The sequence below is a fragment of the Mesorhizobium sp. M1163 genome (genome assembly GCF_040318415.1).
Lineage (GTDB): Bacteria > Pseudomonadota > Alphaproteobacteria > Rhizobiales > Rhizobiaceae > Mesorhizobium.
The window spans coordinates 19,921-40,067 of the sequence record NZ_JAMYMF010000040.1; the positions used below are offsets into that span (position 1 = coordinate 19,921).

Genomic DNA, 20,147 nt, shown 5'->3' on the forward strand with positions numbered 1-20,147 from the left:
TGCCTGGCCAAGGGCAACGGTCCAGCGACGGGAAACCGCTGTCCGAGGGCTTTCGTCGGCTTCCGACTGACCGGCTCCTCACCCCTGCCGTCTCGCCATGAAGGCCAGGCGCTTGAACAGATGCACGTCCTGTTCGTTCTTCAGCAACGCGCCATGCAGTTTCGGCAAAGCATTCTTCGGGTCGGCGCGCAGGTCCTCGGGCGCGATGTCGTCGGCGACCAGCAGGCGGATCCAGTCGAGTGCCTCGGAGGTCGACGGCTTCTTCTTCAGGCCCGGCACGTCGCGGATCTCGTAGAACTGGGTCAGTGCTGCTCGCACGAGGTTCTGCTTGATGCCGGGATAATGCACGTCGACGATTTTGTGCAAAGTGTCGACGTCGGGGAAGCGGATGTAGTGGAAGAAGCAGCGGCGCAGGAAGGCGTCCGGCAATTCCTTCTCGTTGTTGGAGGTGATGATGACGATCGGCCGGACGGTGGCGCGGATGGTCTCGCCGGTCTCGTAGACGAAGAACTCCATTCTATCCAATTCCTGCAACAGATCGTTGGGGAACTCGATATCGGCCTTGTCGATCTCGTCGATCAGAAGCACGACTTTCTTGCCGGCGGCAAAGGCATTCCATAATTTGCCGCGCTTGATGTAATTGCGAATGTCGTTGAAGCGCTCGTCGCCGAGTTGGCTGTCGCGCAGCCGCGAGACGGCATCGTATTCATAGAGACCCTGCTGCGCCCGCGTGGTCGATTTGACGTGCCATTCGATCAGATCCAGACCGAGCGCTGCCGCCACCTGGCGGGCAAGTTCGGTCTTGCCGGTGCCGGGCTCGCCCTTGACCAGCAACGGCCGCTCCAGCGCGATCGCCGCGTTGACCGCCACCATCAGATCCTTGTCGGCAACATAGGCTGCCGTGCCTTCGAAACGCATTTTTGCTCCCGGGTTCATCGCGCGACCCTAAGGACGCGGCCTTCGCTGTGCAAGGCGCTGCTGGCGAAGCGGGGATCTTGCCGGCGCTGACCTCGTTGAGGGGTTCTGCGTCGATTTAAGACTCGAAGCGTGTCGTCTCTCTGGCGCTGGGCCTGCCGTCTGCCTATATTGGCGGGGACGGTCTGCGCTTCCCGGCAGGAGAACATTTTCCCCGGGGCCTTAATGATCCCTAGGGAGCTGTCCCTGGGAAGACCCGTGGGTTTTCTCATACGGCGCCCACCTACTTTGTAGGTTCCCGGGATCGCTCTCTCCACCGGTTGTGTGGATCGTCACTCACATTTCAGTGGGCCATGCGGTAGGAAACGTCGCTCCCAAAACCCCGTCCAGATCCGACTTTTTCTATCCTGGCTCCATGACCTCCTCAAAAGACCTGAAAAAAAATCTTCGCAACCAAGCCCTCGGGCGCCGCGATGCGCTCGATCCGTTCTGGCGTGTGGAGGCAGCACTCGAAATGGCCGAGACGGCGCGCGACCAGATCACCGTCGAGCCGGGCCAGATCGTCTCAGGCTTCTGGCCGATGCGCTCGGAAGTCGACGTCCGGCCGCTGATGTTTGCCTTGCGCGAGAAGGGCGCGAGGCTCTGCCTGCCGGCCATTCTCGACAAGACCACCATCGTTTTTCGCGAACTGGTGCGCGGCGCGCCAATGATCGACATGGGCTTCGGCACCGTCGGGCCGCATGAGGAAGCCGAGGTACTCGATCCGCAGGTGATGCTGGTGCCGCTTGCCGCCTTCGATGCGCGCGGCCACCGCATCGGTTACGGCGCCGGCTATTACGACCGGGCGATCGCGCGGCTGGCCGACAACGGGCAGCAGCTGCGGCTGATCGGCATTGCCTTCGACTGCCAGGAGGTGGCCCAGGTGCCGGACGAGCCGCATGACGTGATCATTCCGGAAATACTCACCGAGAGCGGGTTGCGCCTGTTCGCGCCGAAATTGTAGATAAGTTCCTGGACGCATGGTCTTTTTCGAAAGTCATGCAGCTTTTTGCTTCGCTGACCTTCGGTTCGGGATCACGCTTATATGAGACTTCTCTTCCTCGGCGACATGGTCGGCAAGACAGGACGTACGGCGGTGTGGGAACAACTGCCCGGCCTGATCTCGGATTTCAAACTCGACTTCGTCATCGTCAATGGCGAGAACGCCGCCGGCGGCTTCGGCATCACCGAGGAGATTTTTCGCGAGACGATCTCGGCCGGCGCCGATGTCGTCACCACCGGCAACCATGTCTGGGACCAACGCGATGCGCTGATTTTCGCGCCGCGCGAGGAACGCTTCCTGCGTCCGTCCAATTTCCCGAAAGGCACGCCGGGGCGCGGCTCGGGCGTCTACATCGCCAGGAACGGCGCGCGCGTGCTGGTCGCCAACATCATGGGCCGGGTGTTCATGCATCCCGAGCTCGACGATCCATTCCAGGCCGGCGAGCGCGAACTTGCCGCTTGTCCGCTTGGCGAGCAGGCCGATGCGACCGTCATCGATTTCCATGCCGAGGCGACCTCGGAAAAAATGTGCTTCGCCCATTTCGTCGACGGCCGTGCCAGCCTTGTTGTCGGCACCCACACGCATCAGCCGACCGGCGATCACCAGATCCTCAATGGCGGCACCGGTTATATTTCCGATGCCGGCATGTGCGGCGATTACGATTCCTCGCTCGGCATGGACAAGGAGGAGCCGCTCAACCGGTTTTTGTCCAAGGTGCCGAAAGGCCGTTTCGAGGCGTCGACCGGACCGGCGACATTGTGCGGCGTCGGCGTCGACATTTCCGACCGTAGCGGCCTGACTGAACGGATCGCGCCGTTTCGCCGCGGCCCGCGGCTGGAGGAAACGGCTCCATCCTTCTGGTCGTGACATTGATATGGACGCTTGCAATACCCAATTGCCGGCGAAACTGCTCTAGATCGTAGAGGGGACGACCTCCATGCAGCTAGTCGAATTCCTGGCGCCGCATTTCGCCTTTGTCTCCGACCCGACGGCATGGGTCGCGCTGCTGACGCTGATCGTGCTGGAGGTCGTGCTCGGCATCGACAATCTGATCTTCATCTCGATTTTGACCAACAAATTGCCGGTAGCGCAGCGAGCCCGCGCCCGGCGGCTCGGCATCTCCGCCGCGCTGGTGATGCGGCTGATCCTGCTGGCCACCATCTCGATCATCGTCCAGTTGACGATGCCGATATTCACCGCCTTCGGCCACGGCTTTTCATGGCGCGACCTGATCCTGATTGCCGGCGGCCTGTTCCTCGTCTGGAAGGCGACCAAGGAGATCCACCACACGGTCGATCTCGATGATCACCAGGACACGATGATGGGCGAAACACTGCAGCTGTCGCTGGCCGGCGCCATTTTCCAGATATTGCTGCTCGACCTCGTCTTCTCGATCGACTCGATCATCACCGCCGTCGGCATGACCGACGAAATCGCGATCATGTACATCGCGGTGATCGTGGCGGTGAGCGTGATGATGCTGGCGGCCGGGCCGCTGGCCGATTTCATCGCCAGGAACCCCAGCATCGTCATGCTGGCGCTAGGGTTCCTGCTGATGATCGGCATGACGCTGATCGCCGACGGCATGGGTTACCACGTGCCGAAAGGCTATATCTACGCCGCCATGGGCTTTTCGGCACTGGTCGAAGGACTCAACATGCTGGCGCGACGGCGGAAGAAGGCCAAGGGCGGCGGGCACTGAGTCCAGCGGAGCGAACCGGCAGCGCAGAGAACTAGGGCTCGGTCTCGATCGTCGCGGCCATGCAGAACCTTTGAGAGGTTGGCGGGACGGAGGGATCGCTGCGGAATGGCTTTTGGCACCCGAAGACCTTACTGCGCCGGCAAACCCTTCGGATGGCGGTCGCCGGTCAGGCCAAGCGTCAAGCCTTGCTCGAGCCACGCCTTGGCGCCGGCGAGCACCAGCGCAAAGCCGCCCGTCGAGTCGATCGCCTGCTTGATCTGCTCGTCGCCGCTACCGGCAAAGCCAAAATTGCGGACCTCGACAAAGGTCGTGCCGCCGGGCATCTCGGTAAAAGTCCACACCACCGTGGTCGGTGGATCGCTCCATTGCATGACGATCTTCTCGTTCGGCACGATCTCGCTGACCGTTACCGTCGTCGAGGCGCCATACATGCGCCATTCCCAGCGAACTTTGTTGCCGCTGTCCAGCCTGTCGCTGCCATGGGTGAACCAGAATTTTGTCGTGATCGCCGGATCGATGAAGGCTTGGAATACGTCGGCGACCGGCCGCCTTATCAGCATGCCGGCTTCGGCGGTCGGTGTTTCACGGATTTCCATAGCGTCCTCCTTTCCACGGCGCCGCCCCGGTTCACCAAGCATCGGGTTCGCGCACGAGGTGAATGATGTTGGCCGGGTTGGTGATCCAGCCGCCGCGAAAGCCTTCACCCAGTGCCTCGATGGCGTCGCAGCGCACGACGCCGGCCTTGGCGAGATGGTCCGCCGCGCCTGGAAAATCATCGGTGAACAGTTCCAGCCAGACCTCGGCCTGACTAAGCATCGGCGCCTCGTCGATCCACAGGCGATTGGGACCGAGTTCAAAGCCGATAGCGGGCGCCTTGGCCGTGAATGGCTTCAGGCCGATGACGTCGCGATAGAAGGCGATCGTTGCCTGGTATTGATGTGGCGGCACTTTCATGGCGATGTTGATGCCGCCGCTGATCTTCGCGGTCATTTGCTGGCTCCATTCCCGTGTTCAGGTTCGATTGGCCGGTTCGGTCCAGAACCCGCTATGCCAAATTGATTTGCCAGGAGACTCCGAACCTGTCGTTGAGCCATGCAAACCGGCGGCTGAAACCATAATTGTCCAGCGGTATCAGAAATTTGCCGTCCTTGGCCAGGGCCTCGACAATGCCGTTCAGCTCTGCCTCCGTGGAGCAATCCACATACAGCGAGACCGACGGCGTGAATGTGAAGGCATGGTGCACGGGGCTGTTGTAGACCATCACTTCCAGACCGCTTATGGACACGCGCGCCAGCTTGACCGTCCCTTCCGGGCCGTCTTCGCCGGAGCCGTAACGTGTGACGTCAAGGACGCTGCTGTCGGGGATCGTCTCGCAATAGAAGGTCATTGCCTCTTCGGCCTTGCCCTCGAACATCAGAAATGGCGTCACTTGCTTCATCGCAGGCCTCCGTCATCTTGGTGGTTTTTCAGATGTTGTTCTCGTTGGCCGGCTCGCCCTTCATCTCGCTGCGGTAATAGCCGTCGCGCAGATTGATGCCGTATTCGACATAGGCCTTCATGCAGGCCAGCATCTGCGACCAGCCCTCGCAATTGAGATAGGACTTCTTCAGGCCGACCGCGTCCTCGCGCCAGCCGGTCTCGGCGATGGTGACAAAGGTGCCGCCATCATCGAGCGGTTCGAAATTCATCTCGATGCGGGTCTTGTAGGCCGGCTTGCCGTCGGCATCGGAGGCGTCCCAGTGCAGCACGATGCGGCTGTCCTTGATCACTTCGTCGACCTCGACGGGGACCTTGCCCCACCAGACAACACCGGCACCAGCCACCAGCGGCGCGCTGGCGCCGCCGATCGTAGTGAAATAGCCGCTAAGCTTCTTCGGATTGACGACCGCGTCGAAGACTTCGGCGACAGGTTTGCCGATGCGGCCCGAAACCCTGAATCCAAGAGACATATCCACAGCTCCTTCCTTGAATGGCTCAACGATATGTTATAGAAACATAACATGTCAAGCCATTCGCAGGACGACAATGTTTTCAAGGCGCTGGCGCATCCGCGCCGGCGTGAGTTGCTGGACCGGCTGAAGGATGCGCCGCAGACCACCGGCATGTTGTGCGATGCCTTCCCCGACATGGACCGCTGCACGATCATGCTGCATCTGAAAGTGCTGGAGGAGGCCGACATGGTCGTGGCGCGGCGCGAGGGCCGCGAGCGTTGGAACCATCTCAACGCGCTGCCGATCAAGCACATCCACGACCGCTGGATCAGCCAATATGCCACGCACGCGATCAGCATTCTCGACCGGCTGAAGTCCGATCTGGAGGGGTGAACGGCCGCCGAAGCCTGCCTTTTCGGGTCTCAAGCCCTTGCGTGTAGTCTGCCACGGCGCGGCTGGACGAATTGAGCCGATTTATCTATAAGCCGGCCATTCCGACATAGAGCGCCGTACGTCCGTCCGGACGCAGCAGGACGTTCTGAGATTTTGAATTCGAGCACTTTGCAAGGCGCCGGGTGGTTCACCAGGCCGCGGATGCTCTAGCCGAGAAGACGACAGGGGTGCCATGGCTGGCCATTCACAGTTCAAGAACATCATGCACCGCAAGGGCCGTCAGGATGCGGTGCGATCGAAAATGTTTTCCAAGCTGGCGCGCGAAATCACCGTCGCCGCCAAGAGCGGCACGCCCGATCCATCGATGAACCCTCGCCTGCGCCTTGCGGTGCAGAACGCCAAGGCGGTGTCGATGCCGAAGGACAACATTCAGCGCGCCATCAACAAGGCGTCGATGGGCGATGCCGAGACCTACGAGGCCGTGCGCTACGAGGGTTATGGGCCGGGCGGCGTCGCGCTGATCGTCGAGGCGCTGACCGATAACCGCAACCGCTCGGCGTCGAATGTGCGCGCTGCCTTCACCAAGGCCGGCGGGGCGATGGGCGAGACCGGCTCGGTGTCGTTCATGTGGGACCGCGTCGGCGAGATCTACTATCCGGCATCGGCCGGCAGCGCCGAAAAGGTGATGGACGCGGCGATCGAGGCCGGCGCCGACGACGTCCAGTCGGACGAGGAAGGCCACACGATCTACTGCGCCTTCGAGAATCTCGGCGAGGTGTCGAAGGCGCTGGAAGGCGCGCTCGGCGAGGCTGAATCGGTGAAGCCGATCTGGAAGCCGCAGACCAATATCGCGGTCGACGAGGAGCGGGCACAATCGCTGATGAAGCTGGTCGCGACGCTTGAAGATGACGACGACGTGCAGAGCGTCTACGCCAATTTCGAGGTCGACGAGGAGACCTTGGCGAAGCTCAGCGCGGCGTGACCCAACACGCGCTGCCTACAGTCCGCATCACCTATTGCACGCAGTGCCTGTGGCTGCTCAGGGCCGGCTGGATGGCGCAGGAGCTGCTGTCCACCTTCGGCACCGATCTCGGCGAAGTGACGCTGGTGCCCGGTACCGGCGGCATCTTCACCATTTCCTGCAATGACACGCTGGTCTGGGACCGCAAACGTGACGGCGGTTTTCCCGACGCCGCAAAGCTCAAGCAACTGGTTCGCGACGTCATCGATCCGGATCGCGATCTCGGCCATGCCGATCGCAAGGGTCATAAGTCGAAGGACCCTGCCTGAAGGTCTTCTTGCCCCGGCATTCACCGCCACGCGAAGATAAAACAGCCCAGCGCCACGATGGCGGTGATGGTGCGGACATGGTTCCACATCACCCAGTCCTTGAGATAAGTGGCCCATACCGCGGCGCCGTTGGCGCTTGCCGGATCGACGGCGGCCAGGGCGTTGTTGAGCGGCACGTTGAACATCATCGTCACGATCGGGTTGCCGACGAGATAGATCAGGGCGCCGGCGAGAAGCCAGAACGCGCCCGGCTGGCTCCAGCCGATAAGAGCGCCGGCGGCAAGCACAAGACAGACCAGCCCGGTGCCGAATAGCGCGGTCATGAATGCCGGCGTAATCACGGTGATGTTGATCGAATTCATGGCGGCGATGCCGCCTCCGGCAGGCAAGCGGGCGAGCGCCGGCATGATAAAGTTGGAGAAGGCGAAGAAAACGCCGCCGACAACGCCTGAGCCAATGGCAGCGACGAAGGTGAGGGTGGGAAGCAGTTTCATGATCATGTCAGTTCCTCCAGATGCCCGTGGCGGCGGTTTCGGTTGCGTAGGTGGAAAAGTCTTTTGGGGCGCGGCCAAGCACGCGCTGGACGCCGTCGGTCAGCGTTTCGTTGCGGCCGTCGAGCACTTCGGTGAACAGCTCGTTGAGCAGCCAGGCGAACTCGGCCGGCAACTCGTGCTCGGCTATGGCGGCGGTGAACTCGGCATGGGAAACCCGCTTGAAACGGATGTCGCGGCCTGCGGCCCTGCCGATCTCGGCGACCGCGTCGGCAAAGCTCAGCAGCCGCGGCCCGGTCAGCTCATAGAGCTCTCCGACATGTCCTTGCCGGGTTAGTACGGTAAAGGCGGCCTCCGCGATATCGTCGGCATCCACAAATGGTTCGCCCACACTGCCGACCGGCAACGCCACCTCGCCCTCCTGCAAAGATTCGACGAGGAAGCCTTCGCTGAAGTTCTGGGAAAACCAGGCGCAGCGCAGGATCGTCCAATCGGCGCCTGAAGCTTTGAGCATCTCTTCGGCGCGCTGTGCTTCCGTTTCGCCGCGCCCCGACAGCAGTACCAGCCGGCGCACACCACACTCCACGGCAAGACGAGAGAAGGCGCCGACGGTGTCGGCCGCGCCGGGCACCGCAAGATCAGGATAGTAGCTGATGTAGACGGCGCCGACACCATCAAGCGCGGGTTCCCAGGTCGTGCTATTTTCCCAGTCGAAGGGCGGCGTACCCGAGCGCGAGCCGATCTGCACCGGCAGGCCCCGCGCCGTCAGCCGCTCGGCGAGACGGCGGCCGGTCTTGCCGGTGCCGCCGAGGATCAAAGTTGGTTTCGTTACAGTAGGGTTCATGTCGATTTTCCTCAGTTTGCAAATGTGAGCAATCCTCACATTTGCCAAACGTGATAAACCCTCGTATTTTGCGAGTCAAGCCAATTTGTTGATTGTTCGCCTGGAGACAGTGATGGAAGGCTCTGCCGTATCGGATTCACAGGATGGCCAGATCGCATCGCCGCGCCGAACGCCGAGCCAGCAGCGTAGCCGCGAGCGGGTCGAGCGCATGCTGGCCGCAGCGTCGGCGCTGATCGCCGAGCAAGGCAGCGATGCGATGCGCATGGGCGAGGTGGCCGAGAGGGCTGGCGTGTCGATCGGCTCGCTCTACCAGTTCTTCCCGGACAAGCGGGCAATCATTTGGGCGCTGGCCGAACGCTACACCGCCGAAAGCCAGGCCTGCATCGCGGCGGCACTTGCCGACGTCAGTGACGCCGACGGCTTGCGCCAGGCGTTTTCGGAGCTGGTGGATATCTACTACCGGTTATTCCTGGCCGAGCCGGTGATGCGCGACATCTGGTCGGGGACACAGGCCGACAAAGCATTGCGCGAGCTTGAGCTTGCCGACAGCCGGGCCAACGCCGAATTCCTCACGGCGGTGCTGAAGCGGTTGCGGCCGTCCGCCGATCCGGAAGCGCTGGAAACGACGGCATTTCTCGTCTGGCAGATGGGCGAGGCCGCAATGCGGCTGGCGATCTCGGTCGGGCGGCAGGAAGGCGACAGGCTGGTTGCGGCCTACAAGCGGATGGCTCTGCGAGAGTTGCTCGGCGAGTAAAGCTGTACGCTAGCGGCCGAAGTAATCCCGCAGCATTTCCGCGCGTTCATCCTCCGTGCACATCGCCATTCGGCCGAGGTTGAACCGGCCTCGATGAAGGGCGACAACAGCCAATGCGCAGTTAATGGTCTCGTCATCCGCCGAAACTGCCAGATCCCGCAAAGCCAACTGGAAAAGAGTCTGCCAGGCAATTTTGTATGCGGTTCGATCCAATCCGGGATTGGCGGGTTTCGACCGTCGACCAATCGAGCCTCTTCGATGGTGGCAGCCAGACCGTAGGCTCCCCAATAGGCGGGGGCGTGGCCTTCGGAGATGTGAGCGATTTCAACAACTGCTGCGTAAGATGCGTCTCCGACATCTCCCTGGTGATGCAATTCATTCCAGAGTTCATCCCAGATAGACTTGTTGCCGTACTGAAGGGCGAGCGCTCGCAAGGCCGGTCGCGGATCATAAATGGTCTTGTATCCGCCTATGAGGTTAGAACATCGCTTATCTTCGAGAATAGACATGTCGTCCTCCCTAGCGGATGCGTTCCGCAACGCATTTAAGGTCAAGAAAAAACCCGCCTCAAGGGCGGGTTTTTTCTGATGCGAAAGGCCTGGGGCTTACAGGCCGAAACCTTCGAAGCGCTTCTTGAACTTCGACAGGCGGCCACCGCGGTCGAGCAGGGTCTGCTGGCCGCCAGTCCAGGCCGGATGGGTGGTCGGGTCGATATCGAGGTTCATCGTATCGCCTTCCTTGCCCCAGGTCGAACGGGTCATGTATTCGGTGCCGTCGGTCATGACGACCTTGATGGTGTGGTAGTCGGGATGGATGTCGGTCTTCATGGTTCTGTTCCTGGCTGCCGGGTGCTGCCGACGGGCTGAAGCCTGCGTCGATGCGCCCCTTTTTAAAACTCGAAGCCGCAGCTATTGAGGAGCCACGGCTTCTAAAACGGTCGGCGAGCCTATACATCAGCCGGAATTGAATCACAAGGCCGCGGCAAGCGCATATTGATAGCGCAAACCTCAAAAGGCCAAAGGACACGGTCATGGCGAACATCAGCGGCGATGCAGACGAGCGCAGGCGCTCGCTGAGGCCGCTGCAGCGCCTGTTTCCCTACATCACCCATTACCGCAAAATGGTCATCGGCGCGATCATCTCGCTGGCCGTCGCGGCGGCGACGACGCTGGCGCTGCCACTGGCCGTGCGGCGGATGATCGATCACGGCTTTTCCGCTTCCGATTCCAGCTTCATTGCCGAATATTTCGCCATGCTGGTGGTGATGGCCGCCGTGCTGGCGGCGGCGTCTGCCAGCCGCTACTATTTCGTCATCACGCTGGGCGAGCGCGTCGTTGCCGATATCCGCCGCGATGTCTTTGCCCACGTCACGACGCTGTCGCCCTCCTTCTTCGACACGGCCCAGTCGGGCGAGATCGTCTCGCGGCTCGCCGCCGACACGACACAGGTCAAATCGGCCGTGGGTGCTACCGCCTCGGTGGCTTTGCGCAACGTCATCCTCGGCCTTGGCGCCGTGGCGATGATGGTCTTCACCAGCCCAAAACTGTCCGGCCTGGTCATCGCGGCCATTCCGTTAATCGTGCTGCCGCTGGTCGCCTTCGGCCGCTCGGTGCGGCGCAAGTCACGGCTGGCGCAGGATACTCTGGCCAATGCCACCGCCTATGCCAGCGAGCAGATCGGCGCGGTCCGCACCCTGCAGGCCTTCACCAACGAGAAGCTTGTCACCGGGTATTTTTCATCCGCCGTGGAAGCAGCGTTCGAAGCGGCGCGGGCCTCGATCTTTGCCCGCTCCTTTCTCACCTTCTTCGCCATCTTCATGATCTTTTCCTCGGTGGTGGCGGTGCTGTGGTTCGGTTCGCGCGACGTGCTCGACGGCACGCTGTCGCCAGGTACGCTTGGCCAATTCCTGCTCTATTCGGTGTTCGCTGCTGGCGCGCTCGGCGCCTTGTCGGAGGTCTGGGGCGAACTGTCCCAGGCAGCAGGCGCTGCCGAACGGCTGACCGAGATCCTGGCCGAGAAACCCGCGATCCAGGCGCCCGCCGATCCGAAGCCGCTGCCGGCAAAGGCGAGAGGCGCGATCAGCTTCGACGATGTCTCCTTCTCCTATCCGGCCCGGCCCGACCGCGCCGCCGTCCATGGCCTCAGCTTTCAGGTCAAACCCGGCGAGACGGTGGCGATCGTCGGACCATCCGGCGCCGGCAAGAGCACCGTGTTTTCGCTGCTTCTGCGCTTCTACGATCCGGAAGCCGGCAGGATCGTCATCGACGGAGTCGATCTGCGCGAGGCCGATCCGGCCGCGATCCGCGCGCGCATAGCCATCGTGCCGCAGGATGTCACCATCTTTGCCGCAAGCGCGCGCGACAATATCGGCTTTGGCCGGCCTGGCGCCAGCCAGGCCGAGATCGAGGCGGCGGCGAAAGACGCGCTTGCCGACGAGTTCATCCTGAAACTCGAAAAGGGCTATGACAGCCAGGTCGGCGAGCGCGGGGTGACGCTGTCGGGCGGCCAGCGCCAGCGCGTGGCGATCGCCCGCGCCATTTTGCGCGATGCGCCGATCCTTCTGCTCGACGAGGCGACCTCGGCACTCGATGCCGAAAGCGAGACGCTGGTGCAGACGGCGCTCGACCGGCTGATGCAGGGGCGTACCACGATCGTCATCGCCCATCGGCTGGCAACCGTGCTGAAGGCCGATCGCATCCTGGTCATGGATGGCGGCCGCATCGTCGAGGAAGGCACGCATCAGAGCCTGGTCGCCAAGGGCGGCATCTATGCGCGGCTGGCCAAGCTGCAGTTCGAAACCGGGGCGAATGCCTTCAGGGGCGCGGCCGAGTAGGTCCCCCAGCGACCGCTGGGATTCTTCAGCTACCGAAAGCTCGGCGTTTGCCGCGTCGATAGGCGATGAACAGGGGAACGCCGACAAGCAACGACAACAAAAGCATGCTGGCGACGGTCTGTCGCTGCTCCTTTGCCGGATCGCTGAGCTGCACATCGGCAGGCGGCTCTTCATAGGTAAAATCGTACTGCCACCGGATTTCGTCCGCGACGTCATCGACGGTTTTCAGATAGTCGGCAATCGCCTTGGCCGGCACTTCAGTTGCCAGGCTCTGAAAGTTCCATTCGACTTGAAATTCGGTGGGCGTGTTGGACCAGGACGCCTTGAGAGACAGATAGGGCGTCACGACGTTTTTCATCGACTCGCCGGAAAACCTCGCCTTGAGGTTGCGCACCGTTATCTTGTGACGCCGGTAGAACTGGGGGCCGATGGAGACTGGCCCGGTTCGGTCGACGATTGTCGGGGTTGGAAGAGAGTTGTTGCCGAGATCGGCCGCGCGGATCGGGAAATTCTTTGCCAGATCGTTGGCCGCCAGCGCCTCTGCCGGCAAGCGATAACTTTCCTTCACGCTCACTATGTTGTCGTCGCGGCGATCCACGATTTCCGGCTTGGCGACGGTTTGGATGCCCGGATATTGCTTGTTGTAGTATTTCAGGTAGGCGTCCGACACCTCGCTCAGCGACCGGCTGGCCAAATTGCCGCGCATCCAATCGGCATCGGCGTCCTGATATGTCGAGAAGACCGTCAGCACGAGGGGATCGCCCGGTTTCCGCGGAAAATCGAAGTCCTCGGCGATCTGGATCGATGGGCTGGTAAGCACAGGACTCGGCATCTTCTCCAATCCGCCGGTGCTGGAAAGCGGCAGCGCGAAGCCGTAGTCCGACTGTGCGAGATTGGGCGCCTTGCCGCCCTGAAGATAGTCGGTAGCATCCAGCCAATATGTCTTTGTTCCGATCCTCGCCTTGACGATGGCATGGTCGAAATCGCGAAGCGCCGGCAGATGCTGGTCCAGGGCCCGCCCTTCGTCGAGATCGGCCAGGGCAACCTCGGCAGCAATGCCAAGCCGCACAAGCGAAGAAACCAGCAGCAGTGCCTTGTCCTTGCAGTCACCAAACCCGCTCAGGATGACGGTCGCGGGATCACGCGGAATGTAGGAACCGGCACCCATCGACAGGCTTACATAGCGGATCTGGTCCTGCACCAACCGCATTGCCTCGACCATCCGGTCTTCGGGCACTGGATGCCGCAGTGCGATGTCGTCGAGCTTTGCGGCAAAAGCCGAGGGAAAAACGGTCGCTGGCTTGTAATAGGGCGCAACAGCATCGACCACACTTTGCCAATTCGCGGTCGATGCGACATCGATAGAGCCCCAGCCTGGATATGTCACGGGCAGGTTGTCCTCGACATTGACCGGTTTCGGGTTTGGAATTTCCCACAGATAGGTCGTGTCCGGCCCTGTCGACGAGATCGAAGGCTTGAGTTGGGTCCCCCTTGTCTTGGTCTCGAGCGGCTGGCCCGAAGGCCAAATGATGCTCGTGCGGATAAGCGCTACCGGCTCTTCCCATTCGGTGGAGAAATTCTTGAAGAAGAGATCCTTGCCGACGAGCGGCGTTATCTCATAGGTCGATCCGTAATCAACGATGTCGCCGGCGCGCACGTCATCGATGTTGACATGTGCTGTCAGCCAGCCGTCGAAGACGCCTTTCTCGGCATCTCTTTCCCTGCGGAAGATGTCGAATTCGACGTCTTCCAGCCGGTCCAAAACGGCGCCGTCGCGGATGATGTGAAGATGGTTGAGCGTGACCTTGTGCCGGGACGGATCGAATTGCAGATCGATACTCGCGCCCCGATCCAGCCCGGGACGGTCAACGATTTTATAGACTGTGCGCGAGTACTCGACATAGCCGCCGGCGCGATGCTTGATCTGGTCGTCCGAGAGCAGCCATGAAACGCCATTCTTGATTTGATCCGATCGGGTGGGATCGGCAGCCGGAATATCAACCTGCGTTACCCAGCTTTCCGCGGGGCCCTTGAGAACCATGTCGTCGGACATGGCCGGAGAACTCAGGCCGATCAACAAGATGAAAAATACCAAGCGGGGCCAGAAAGACTTCATCCTACGAAAACTGTAACAGGCAGACATCTACGCTCGCCCAACTTGGAAGAACTCCTTTTTCAGAGGCTTTCCTGCCAAAGTAAAGGCCAGTTTCGCGGATTTCTGCAGTCACCGCAGCAAGAACCAGGAACAGACGAAGCGACTCAGTTACCGTACCGCTTCTTCAGATGATCGGTGAAATGCACGGCATTGAGCTTTTCGCCCGTGGCGCGTTCGAGCAGTTCCGGCGTCGACCAGCGCGAGCCTTGCGACCAGATCCTTTTGCGGCGCCAGTCGTTGATCGCGGCGAAATCTCCCTTGGCGAGGTCTTCGTCGGCTGAAGGATGATCTCTGGTCAGTGCCGCCCATTGCTGCGCCGCCATCATGGCGCCCAGCGTATAGGAAGGGAAATAGCCGAAGGCGGCGCCCGGCCAGTGGACGTCCTGCATCGGACCATCAGCCGGATTGTCTGATGTCGACAGGCCGAGATAATCGCGCATCTTGGCATCCCAGGCCTCGGGCAGGTCGGCTGCCTCAAGCCGCCCCGAGACAAGCTCCTGCTCCAGCTCGTAGCGCAGGATGATGTGCAGCGGATAGGTGACCTCGTCGGCATCGACGCGGATCAGGCCGCGCTCGACCCGGTGCACATGCGGCAGGATGTCGTCGATCGTCCAGCTCTCGCCGAGGTGCCTTTCGACCACCGGCAGCGCCCAGCGCCAGAATTCTGGATTGCGGCCGATCTGCTTTTCGACGAACAGGCTCTGGCTTTCATGCACCGCCATGCCGCGCGCTCTGCCGAGCGGCCAGTGTGCCCACGCCTTCGGCAGGTTCTGCTCGTACAGCGCATGGCCGGTCTCGTGCAGCACGCCCATCAACGCCGACAGGAAATCCGAGGTCTTGTAGCGGGTGGTGATGCGCACGTCGCTCGGCACGCCGCCGCAGAAGGGATGGTGCGAAACCGACAGCGAGCCGTGGGTGAGGTCGAAGCCGACTGCCGCCATCATGGCGAGGCCAAGCTCGCGCTGCTTGTCCAAGGGGTAGCTGCCGGAAAGCGGCTTTAGCGGATGTTTCGCCAGCCGCTCTTCCTGCACGGCCAGTGCCTCCGGTACGAAGCCTTTCAGGAAGGCCTTCAACTCGGCAAACACCGGCGTGATGTCGGCGGTGCGATTGCCCGGGTCATATTGCTCCATCAGCGCGTCGTAAGGCTCGAGCCCGAGCACCTCGGCGCGAAGTGTCGCCTCCTCGCGGACCAGCGCCACGACGCCTTCGAGTGCCGGCAGGAAGCCGGCCCAGTCGTTCTTGGCGCGCAGGTCGCGCCAGAGCTGCTCGGAGCGCATGCGTACAGTCGTCTGGCGCTCGACGAACTCGACCGGCAGGCAGGTCAGGTTGGTGTACTGCCGGCGGAATTCCCTGACCGCGGCCTGCTGCTCTTCGTTCAACGCCTCCTGCTCGGCCGCCGCGATCCAGTCGGCAATCTCCGGCGCAGTCGCCTGGGTGTGGTGCATGCCGGCAAGCGCCGACATCGCCTCGGCGCGCTTCTCGCCGCCGCCGACCGCCATATGGGTCGCCTCGTCGGCGCCGAGAATGGCGAGGGCATGTTCCAGCGCTTCGAGCTTGTGGCCGAGGTCGTCGAGTTTTTGAAAGGACATGGTGGGTTCCGCTGATTTGACGGCGGGAAAAGATACCAACGCAAAAGTGTTGGCAACCCCTGAAGACCGTCTGCGACCGATGCATTGACTGCCGGCCGCAACGGCCGAACGGCATCTTGCGGAAGCGTGGCGTGCGTGATCAATGTCGTCGGCGGCGGCAGACCGCAATGGGGGAGACGAGATATGATCGCCAATGTGCTGGTCGGGCTGGTGGCCGTGATCCACCTCTGCATCGTCTATCTGGAGACGGTGCTGTGGGACACGCCGCGCGGCCACATGGTATTCAAGCTGACGCCGGAATTCGCCAGTGCCTCGAAAGTGCTTGCGGCCAATCAGGGACTTTACAACGGTTTTCTCGCAGCCGGGCTGATCTGGGGGCTTTACCTCGGCGAAGCCGGTTTCCAGTTCAAAGTCTTCTTCCTGCTCTGCGTCGCCGTCGCCGGTCTCTACGGCGCGGCGACGGTGGGCCGTAAAATCCTGTTCATCCAGACAGTGCCGGCAATGCTGGCGCTGATTGCGCTGGCGTTGGGCTAGCGCATGATCCCTGAACCGAAAACTGGAAAAGGATCATACGCAAAATCAATTGCCACAGCGCCGGGCGCTGCGGCCGATCTCAGCCGCCTGGATAGTTTGGGCCGTAGCCGTTAGGATAGTATCCGCCATCGCCGCCGTTGCCGATGAGGAAGGCACTGCCGGTATCAGCGCGTAGCTTTTGGCTGACATCGTCGAGCTGCGCCAGCAACTGCTGATATTGCGTGCTCGGCATCGTTCCATCGCGCGCGGCCCTCTGGGCGGCCCGATCGAGTTGAGCGACCTGCGTGCGCAAGTCACGCGCCTCGCCCGGCTCGAGCTTGTTCGCCCGGATGGCGCCCTGGATACCCGTCTCCACGCTCTGGATCTGATTGATCAAGGCCGTCACACGCGGGCCGGCGTAAGCGCCAGCAAACGGAACGGCGAGGAGAAGTGTGGCGAGCGTAGCAGTCCTGAGGTTCCTGGGAGCGAAGAAGCGCATGGTTGCGTCTCCTTTACTGGGGAAGGCGGTGGTTGGGAGGGGCCCGCCTTCCGGCCGCGGGCCGTCAGGTTCCGTCGCGTCGCGATGAGCGGTTCCACCGCCGGCGGTTCTCGGCCCATGACCAAGGCTAAAAGGTGGTGGTGGCAAAGTGTAATTAAAAAAAGGTAATTTTTTCAGCTCTTGCCGCTGCCGCACCAGTGCCCTAGATGCCGCCGACTTGAGCCGGCTCGATCCGGTGCATGTAACGAGCCAAAGGCTTGCAGATCACCGCTCGGTCAGCTTCAGCTCGATGCGGCGGTTCTTGTTGCGCGCCTCTTCGGTATCGGCGGGGTCGAGCGGCTGGAATTCGCCGAAGCCGGCGGCGACCAGCCGGTTGGCCGGGACGCCGTTCTCGATCAGGAACTTGACCACCGACGTCGAGCGCGCCGTCGACAATTCCCAATTGTCGCGGTAGCGGCCGGTGCCGGAGAGCGGCTTGTTGTCGGTGTGGCCGTCGACGCGCAGCACCCAGTTGATCTCCGGCGGGATCTCCTTCTGCAATTCGATGATGGCATCGGCGAGCTTCTTCATTTCGACCTTGCCGGCATCGTTGATCACTTCGGAGCCGGTCGGGAAAAGCACTTCCGACTGGAAGACGAAGCGGTCGCCGACGATGCGGATGTTCTCGCGGTCGGCGAGAATTTCACGTAAGCGGCCGAAGAAATCGGAGCGGTAGCGGTTCAGTTCCTGCACGCGTTGCGCCAGCGCGACGTTGAGGCGGCGGCCGAGATCGGCAATCTTGGTGTTGGACTCGCGATCGCGCGTTTCGGACACGTTGAGCGCTTCTTCGAGCGCTCCGATTTGCCTGCGTAGCGCCGCGATCTGCTGGTTGAGGATTTCAACCTGGCTCAGTGCCTGTTGACTGATCTGGCGCTGGCTGTCGAGCTCGCCGGAAAGTGCCGTTGCGCGCTGGTTGGCGGCGTCGCCGGCGCCAGCGCCTTGCGCCAGCAATTGTTCGAGCCGGCTCTTTTCCGCCTCCGATGCAGACAGCGAGGCCTGCAAATTGGCAAGGGTGTCCTCCTTGTCCTGCGTCGTCGAGCGCTCCAGCGCCAGAAGCTGGGTCAACTCATTGATCTGGGAGTTGAGGCGGTTGAGCACCGTGTCCTTGCCGGAGATCTCGCGGCCGAGCAGGAACTGCGCCAGCACGAAAACCGTGAGCAGGAACATGATCGCCAACAGCAGCGTCGACAGCGCATCGACGAAGCCAGGCCAGTAATCGATGCGGCGGTCGGAGCGCCGGCCTCGTGCCAACGCCACGTCAATGCACTCCAGGTTTCTTCAAGGCGTCGGCGATCTTCTCCAGGGTGTTGCGCATCGCCTTCTGCTCGTCGGACTGGGCCTCGACCCAGTCGCGCATGATCTGCTGTTCCGAGCGCATGTTCTTGACCAGGCCAGAAATGCCGTCGGCGAGATTGGCCATGGCGGTGGCGACGCGCGGATTGGAGCCGCCGCCATTCTCCTGCAGGGTGCGCAGCTTTTCCGACAACAGACGGATTTCATCGGAGGGTTCGCTCTTGGCCGCGTCGGCAACGACGATGTCGGAGGACAGGTCGGTGACCGAGGACAGCCAGTTCTCGAGCTCGGTATAGAAGCGCGTCTGGGCGCGGCCGGCCTGCAGGTCGAGGAAGCCGAGCACCAGCGAGCCGGACAGGCCGAACAGAGACGACGAGAAAGCGGTGCCCATGCCGGCCAAAGGGGCGGAAAGCCCCTGCTTCAGGGATTCGAGCACGGCCGCTGCGTCGCCGGTGCCGGGATCGAGCGACTCGATGGTTTCGCGGATCGAGCCGATCGTGTTGAGCAGGCCCCAGAAGGTGCCGAGCAGGCCGAGGAACACCAGCAGCCCGACAAGGTAGCGCGAGGTGTCGCGGCTTTCGTCGAGGCGGGTGGCGATCGAATCCAGCATGGTGCGCATCGAACTGGTCGAGAAGGCAATCGTCGAGGAGCGGCCGATCATCGCCTTCATCGGCGCCAGCAGCACGGGTTCGGTGGTTTCGGAACCGGCGCGGAACGAATTGACCCAGCGCACCTCGCGGAACAACCGGCCGACCTGGACGAAGGCCAGCAGGATGCCGACCGCCAGCACGCCGATGATCAGGCCGTTGAGGCCGGGATTGGTGACGAAGGCGGTCGAGATCTGGCGGGTCAGGATGGCGGCGATAAAGGCCACGATGAACAGAAAGATCACCATGGTCAGCAGAAAGACCTGCGGGCTCGACAATTTGTGCGGGTCGTAGATCAGAACGTCGGAGCGCCTGCCCATGCCGAAGGATCTGAGTAAAGTCATCCGTGCCCCGTTTCCGATGCCATCGCCGCCGATCACATTGTGTTTGCGACTCTAAACGGAATTGTGACGAAATTGAATGGCGCTTGGCAATATTGCCACTGTCCGCGACCGGAGGTCAAAGCCGGTTGATGACCAGGCAGTCGACCATGGCGGCCAGATGCAGGCCGGCGCCGGTGACGACAAAGCCGTGCCACAGCGCATTGTGGAAGCGCAGGCCTTTCCAGGCGAAGAAGATCACGCCACAGGAATAGACGATGCCGCCGGCAACGATGAGGGCGATCGATGTCGCCGGCAGCGTCCGTAGGAGCGGCTCCACCAGAACGATGCCGCTCCAGCCGATGGCGAGATAGAACACGATTGCCAGCCGGTCGAAACGGCCGGGGAGAAAGACCTTGATGGCGATGCCGACCGTCGCGGCGATCCAGACCAGGACGATCATCGAAACAGCCAGCGGCGAGCCGCCGAGCTGGGCAAGGAACGGCGTGTAGGTCGCAGCGATCAGCAGGTAGATCGCCGCATGGTCGAAGCGCCGCAATATCCATTTCGCCGGCGACGATACCGGCCACAGATTATAGGCCAGCGAAACCGACAGCACGGTGAGCAGCGAGACCACATAGAAGGCGGCGGCGACATATTCGCCGGGGCCGGTTCGATAGGCGGCCAGTGCCAGCAACGTCGAGCCGGCAGCGATCGCCAGCACGATGCCCACGGCGTGGACGATACCGTCGGCGATGATCTCGGCGCGCGAGTAATGCCAGCGCCCCATGAAGGGGATGTCGAGCTGGGATAATTCGCTCTGGGATGTGGGCCGGCTGTTCGTCATCGATGATCCTGCGTCGCCTTATCTGGGCGACCGCGGGACAGTATTTCAAG

Annotated in this window: 24 protein-coding genes and 1 other RNA gene; 10 read left to right on the top strand and 15 right to left on the bottom strand. The window is 62.0% G+C overall.

The window, feature by feature from the left end:
- Positions 1–78 precede the first annotated feature (78 nt).
- On the bottom strand, positions 79–918 hold the full coding sequence (locus tag NKH43_RS29480) for an AAA family ATPase (RefSeq protein ID WP_352861110.1): 840 nt from the start codon (positions 916–918) through the stop codon (positions 79–81).
- 176 nt (positions 919–1,094) lie between these two features.
- Between NKH43_RS29480 and ssrS the strand changes: the two genes are divergently transcribed.
- The 4 genes from ssrS (at position 1,095) to NKH43_RS29500 (ending at position 3,659) form a co-directional block, all read left to right on the top strand.
- Positions 1,095–1,250: non-coding RNA, 6S RNA (gene ssrS, locus NKH43_RS29485), on the top strand.
- 80 nt (positions 1,251–1,330) lie between these two features.
- A complete protein-coding gene (locus NKH43_RS29490) occupies positions 1,331–1,918 on the top strand; it encodes a 5-formyltetrahydrofolate cyclo-ligase (RefSeq protein ID WP_352861112.1) in 588 nt (195 codons plus the stop codon).
- Between the two features lie 81 nt (positions 1,919–1,999).
- The gene (locus NKH43_RS29495) at positions 2,000–2,824 is read left to right on the top strand and encodes a TIGR00282 family metallophosphoesterase (RefSeq protein ID WP_352787920.1); all 825 of its coding nucleotides are present in this window, start codon (positions 2,000–2,002) and stop codon (positions 2,822–2,824) included.
- A gap of 70 nt (positions 2,825–2,894) precedes the next feature.
- The gene (locus tag NKH43_RS29500) at positions 2,895–3,659 is read left to right on the top strand and encodes a TerC family protein (RefSeq protein WP_352494148.1); all 765 of its coding nucleotides are present in this window, start codon (positions 2,895–2,897) and stop codon (positions 3,657–3,659) included.
- A gap of 128 nt (positions 3,660–3,787) precedes the next feature.
- On the opposite strand, the gene NKH43_RS29505 is transcribed toward NKH43_RS29500, so the two are convergent.
- Genes NKH43_RS29505 through NKH43_RS29520 form a run of 4 tightly spaced genes read right to left on the bottom strand, consistent with a single transcriptional unit; the run spans position 3,788 to position 5,608 of the window.
- On the bottom strand, positions 3,788–4,255 hold the full coding sequence (locus NKH43_RS29505; RefSeq protein WP_352861114.1) for an SRPBCC family protein: 468 nt from the start codon (positions 4,253–4,255) through the stop codon (positions 3,788–3,790).
- 31 nt (positions 4,256–4,286) lie between these two features.
- Positions 4,287–4,649: a hypothetical protein gene (locus NKH43_RS29510; RefSeq protein ID WP_352640128.1), complete on the bottom strand. Its 363-nt coding sequence runs from the start codon at positions 4,647–4,649 to the stop codon at positions 4,287–4,289.
- Between the two features lie 55 nt (positions 4,650–4,704).
- Positions 4,705–5,097 (bottom strand): VOC family protein, encoded by a 393-nt coding sequence (locus tag NKH43_RS29515; protein ID WP_352861116.1) that lies wholly within the window; start codon positions 5,095–5,097, stop codon positions 4,705–4,707.
- A 28-nt stretch (positions 5,098–5,125) separates the two neighbouring features.
- Entirely contained in the window at positions 5,126–5,608 is a 483-nt protein-coding gene (locus NKH43_RS29520; RefSeq protein ID WP_023719640.1) for an SRPBCC domain-containing protein, read from the bottom strand.
- Positions 5,609–5,659: 51 nt separating this feature from the next.
- Between NKH43_RS29520 and NKH43_RS29525 the strand changes: the two genes are divergently transcribed.
- The 3 genes from NKH43_RS29525 (at position 5,660) to NKH43_RS29535 (ending at position 7,273) form a co-directional block, all read left to right on the top strand.
- Positions 5,660–5,983: an ArsR/SmtB family transcription factor gene (locus tag NKH43_RS29525; RefSeq protein WP_352815026.1), complete on the top strand. Its 324-nt coding sequence runs from the start codon at positions 5,660–5,662 to the stop codon at positions 5,981–5,983.
- 232 nt (positions 5,984–6,215) lie between these two features.
- Complete coding sequence (locus NKH43_RS29530; RefSeq protein ID WP_023678028.1) at positions 6,216–6,965, top strand: YebC/PmpR family DNA-binding transcriptional regulator; 750 nt, start codon at positions 6,216–6,218, stop codon at positions 6,963–6,965.
- Positions 6,962–7,273, top strand: a complete 312-nt coding sequence (locus tag NKH43_RS29535; RefSeq protein ID WP_023719638.1) for an Rdx family protein — start codon at positions 6,962–6,964, stop codon at positions 7,271–7,273. The genes NKH43_RS29530 and NKH43_RS29535 overlap by 4 nt, the downstream gene beginning before the upstream one ends.
- A gap of 20 nt (positions 7,274–7,293) precedes the next feature.
- Here the strand turns inward: NKH43_RS29535 and NKH43_RS29540 are convergent, their stop codons facing one another.
- A complete protein-coding gene (locus NKH43_RS29540) occupies positions 7,294–7,773 on the bottom strand; it encodes an anthrone oxygenase family protein (RefSeq protein WP_352480934.1) in 480 nt (159 codons plus the stop codon).
- Position 7,774: 1 nt separating this feature from the next.
- Positions 7,775–8,608: a Rossmann-fold NAD(P)-binding domain-containing protein gene (locus NKH43_RS29545; RefSeq protein WP_352640132.1), complete on the bottom strand. Its 834-nt coding sequence runs from the start codon at positions 8,606–8,608 to the stop codon at positions 7,775–7,777.
- A 112-nt stretch (positions 8,609–8,720) separates the two neighbouring features.
- Here NKH43_RS29545 and NKH43_RS29550 point away from each other — a divergent pair, with 112 nt between their 5' ends.
- A complete protein-coding gene (locus tag NKH43_RS29550) occupies positions 8,721–9,362 on the top strand; it encodes a TetR/AcrR family transcriptional regulator (RefSeq protein WP_352861119.1) in 642 nt (213 codons plus the stop codon).
- Here NKH43_RS29550 and NKH43_RS29555 read toward each other — a convergent pair.
- Together NKH43_RS29555 and rpmE are read right to left on the bottom strand one after the other, a co-directional pair.
- A complete protein-coding gene (locus NKH43_RS29555; RefSeq protein ID WP_352861121.1) occupies positions 9,323–9,871 on the bottom strand; it encodes a hypothetical protein in 549 nt (182 codons plus the stop codon). The genes NKH43_RS29550 and NKH43_RS29555 overlap by 40 nt on opposite strands.
- Positions 9,872–9,967: 96 nt before the next feature.
- Positions 9,968–10,189 carry a 50S ribosomal protein L31 gene (gene rpmE, locus NKH43_RS29560; protein WP_006327661.1) on the bottom strand — a complete coding sequence of 74 codons (222 nt, stop codon included), beginning with the start codon at positions 10,187–10,189 and terminating at the stop codon, positions 9,968–9,970.
- A 203-nt stretch (positions 10,190–10,392) separates the two neighbouring features.
- On the opposite strand from rpmE, the gene NKH43_RS29565 reads away from it, so the two are divergent.
- Complete coding sequence (locus NKH43_RS29565) at positions 10,393–12,195, top strand: ABC transporter transmembrane domain-containing protein (protein ID WP_352480929.1); 1,803 nt, start codon at positions 10,393–10,395, stop codon at positions 12,193–12,195.
- Between the two features lie 25 nt (positions 12,196–12,220).
- Here NKH43_RS29565 and NKH43_RS29570 read toward each other — a convergent pair whose 3' ends face one another.
- Both NKH43_RS29570 and NKH43_RS29575 read right to left on the bottom strand, forming a co-directional pair.
- Positions 12,221–14,248, bottom strand: a complete 2,028-nt coding sequence (locus NKH43_RS29570; protein WP_352861123.1) for a DUF3857 domain-containing protein — start codon at positions 14,246–14,248, stop codon at positions 12,221–12,223.
- 206 nt (positions 14,249–14,454) lie between these two features.
- Positions 14,455–15,939: a carboxypeptidase M32 gene (locus NKH43_RS29575; protein ID WP_352480927.1), complete on the bottom strand. Its 1,485-nt coding sequence runs from the start codon at positions 15,937–15,939 to the stop codon at positions 14,455–14,457.
- A gap of 183 nt (positions 15,940–16,122) precedes the next feature.
- Between NKH43_RS29575 and NKH43_RS29580 the strand changes: the two genes are divergently transcribed.
- Entirely contained in the window at positions 16,123–16,473 is a 351-nt protein-coding gene (locus tag NKH43_RS29580) for a DUF1304 domain-containing protein (protein WP_352480926.1), read from the top strand.
- A gap of 79 nt (positions 16,474–16,552) precedes the next feature.
- On the opposite strand, the gene NKH43_RS29585 is transcribed toward NKH43_RS29580, so the two are convergent.
- The 4 genes from NKH43_RS29585 to trhA all read right to left on the bottom strand — a co-directional run bounded on the left by NKH43_RS29585 (position 16,553) and on the right by trhA (position 20,097).
- Positions 16,553–16,951, bottom strand: coding sequence for a hypothetical protein (locus NKH43_RS29585; protein WP_352480925.1), 399 nt, complete (start codon positions 16,949–16,951; stop codon positions 16,553–16,555).
- 264 nt (positions 16,952–17,215) lie between these two features.
- Entirely contained in the window at positions 17,216–18,247 is a 1,032-nt protein-coding gene (locus NKH43_RS29590; protein ID WP_352480924.1) for a peptidoglycan -binding protein, read from the bottom strand.
- A gap of 1 nt (position 18,248) precedes the next feature.
- Complete coding sequence (locus NKH43_RS29595; protein ID WP_023719628.1) at positions 18,249–19,274, bottom strand: MotA/TolQ/ExbB proton channel family protein; 1,026 nt, start codon at positions 19,272–19,274, stop codon at positions 18,249–18,251.
- A 115-nt stretch (positions 19,275–19,389) separates the two neighbouring features.
- Complete coding sequence (gene trhA / locus NKH43_RS29600) at positions 19,390–20,097, bottom strand: PAQR family membrane homeostasis protein TrhA (protein ID WP_023719627.1); 708 nt, start codon at positions 20,095–20,097, stop codon at positions 19,390–19,392.
- Positions 20,098–20,147: the final 50 nt, after the last annotated feature.

What these genes read in the sequence shown, in the direction of transcription:
- NKH43_RS29565 (WP_352480929.1), top strand. Translation starts at nt 10,393, where the DNA reads ATGGCGAACATCAGCGGCGATGCAGACGAGCGCAGGCGCTCGCTGAGG.
- rpmE (WP_006327661.1), bottom strand. Translation starts at nt 10,189, where the DNA reads ATGAAGACCGACATCCATCCCGACTACCACACCATCAAGGTCGTCATG.
- NKH43_RS29525 (WP_352815026.1), top strand. Translation starts at nt 5,660, where the DNA reads ATGTCAAGCCATTCGCAGGACGACAATGTTTTCAAGGCGCTGGCGCAT.
- NKH43_RS29595 (WP_023719628.1), bottom strand. Translation starts at nt 19,274, where the DNA reads ATGACTTTACTCAGATCCTTCGGCATGGGCAGGCGCTCCGACGTTCTG.
- NKH43_RS29480 (WP_352861110.1), bottom strand. Translation starts at nt 918, where the DNA reads ATGCGTTTCGAAGGCACGGCAGCCTATGTTGCCGACAAGGATCTGATG.
- NKH43_RS29490 (WP_352861112.1), top strand. Translation starts at nt 1,331, where the DNA reads ATGACCTCCTCAAAAGACCTGAAAAAAAATCTTCGCAACCAAGCCCTC.
- trhA (WP_023719627.1), bottom strand. Translation starts at nt 20,097, where the DNA reads ATGACGAACAGCCGGCCCACATCCCAGAGCGAATTATCCCAGCTCGAC.
- NKH43_RS29575 (WP_352480927.1), bottom strand. Translation starts at nt 15,939, where the DNA reads ATGTCCTTTCAAAAACTCGACGACCTCGGCCACAAGCTCGAAGCGCTG.
- NKH43_RS29505 (WP_352861114.1), bottom strand. Translation starts at nt 4,255, where the DNA reads ATGGAAATCCGTGAAACACCGACCGCCGAAGCCGGCATGCTGATAAGG.
- NKH43_RS29495 (WP_352787920.1), top strand. Translation starts at nt 2,000, where the DNA reads ATGAGACTTCTCTTCCTCGGCGACATGGTCGGCAAGACAGGACGTACG.
- NKH43_RS29500 (WP_352494148.1), top strand. Translation starts at nt 2,895, where the DNA reads ATGCAGCTAGTCGAATTCCTGGCGCCGCATTTCGCCTTTGTCTCCGAC.
- NKH43_RS29510 (WP_352640128.1), bottom strand. Translation starts at nt 4,649, where the DNA reads ATGACCGCGAAGATCAGCGGCGGCATCAACATCGCCATGAAAGTGCCG.
- NKH43_RS29580 (WP_352480926.1), top strand. Translation starts at nt 16,123, where the DNA reads ATGATCGCCAATGTGCTGGTCGGGCTGGTGGCCGTGATCCACCTCTGC.
- NKH43_RS29540 (WP_352480934.1), bottom strand. Translation starts at nt 7,773, where the DNA reads ATGATCATGAAACTGCTTCCCACCCTCACCTTCGTCGCTGCCATTGGC.
- NKH43_RS29585 (WP_352480925.1), bottom strand. Translation starts at nt 16,951, where the DNA reads ATGCGCTTCTTCGCTCCCAGGAACCTCAGGACTGCTACGCTCGCCACA.
- NKH43_RS29515 (WP_352861116.1), bottom strand. Translation starts at nt 5,097, where the DNA reads ATGAAGCAAGTGACGCCATTTCTGATGTTCGAGGGCAAGGCCGAAGAG.
- NKH43_RS29555 (WP_352861121.1), bottom strand. Translation starts at nt 9,871, where the DNA reads ATGTCTATTCTCGAAGATAAGCGATGTTCTAACCTCATAGGCGGATAC.
- NKH43_RS29530 (WP_023678028.1), top strand. Translation starts at nt 6,216, where the DNA reads ATGGCTGGCCATTCACAGTTCAAGAACATCATGCACCGCAAGGGCCGT.
- NKH43_RS29570 (WP_352861123.1), bottom strand. Translation starts at nt 14,248, where the DNA reads ATGTCCGACGACATGGTTCTCAAGGGCCCCGCGGAAAGCTGGGTAACG.
- NKH43_RS29545 (WP_352640132.1), bottom strand. Translation starts at nt 8,608, where the DNA reads ATGAACCCTACTGTAACGAAACCAACTTTGATCCTCGGCGGCACCGGC.
- NKH43_RS29550 (WP_352861119.1), top strand. Translation starts at nt 8,721, where the DNA reads ATGGAAGGCTCTGCCGTATCGGATTCACAGGATGGCCAGATCGCATCG.
- NKH43_RS29520 (WP_023719640.1), bottom strand. Translation starts at nt 5,608, where the DNA reads ATGTCTCTTGGATTCAGGGTTTCGGGCCGCATCGGCAAACCTGTCGCC.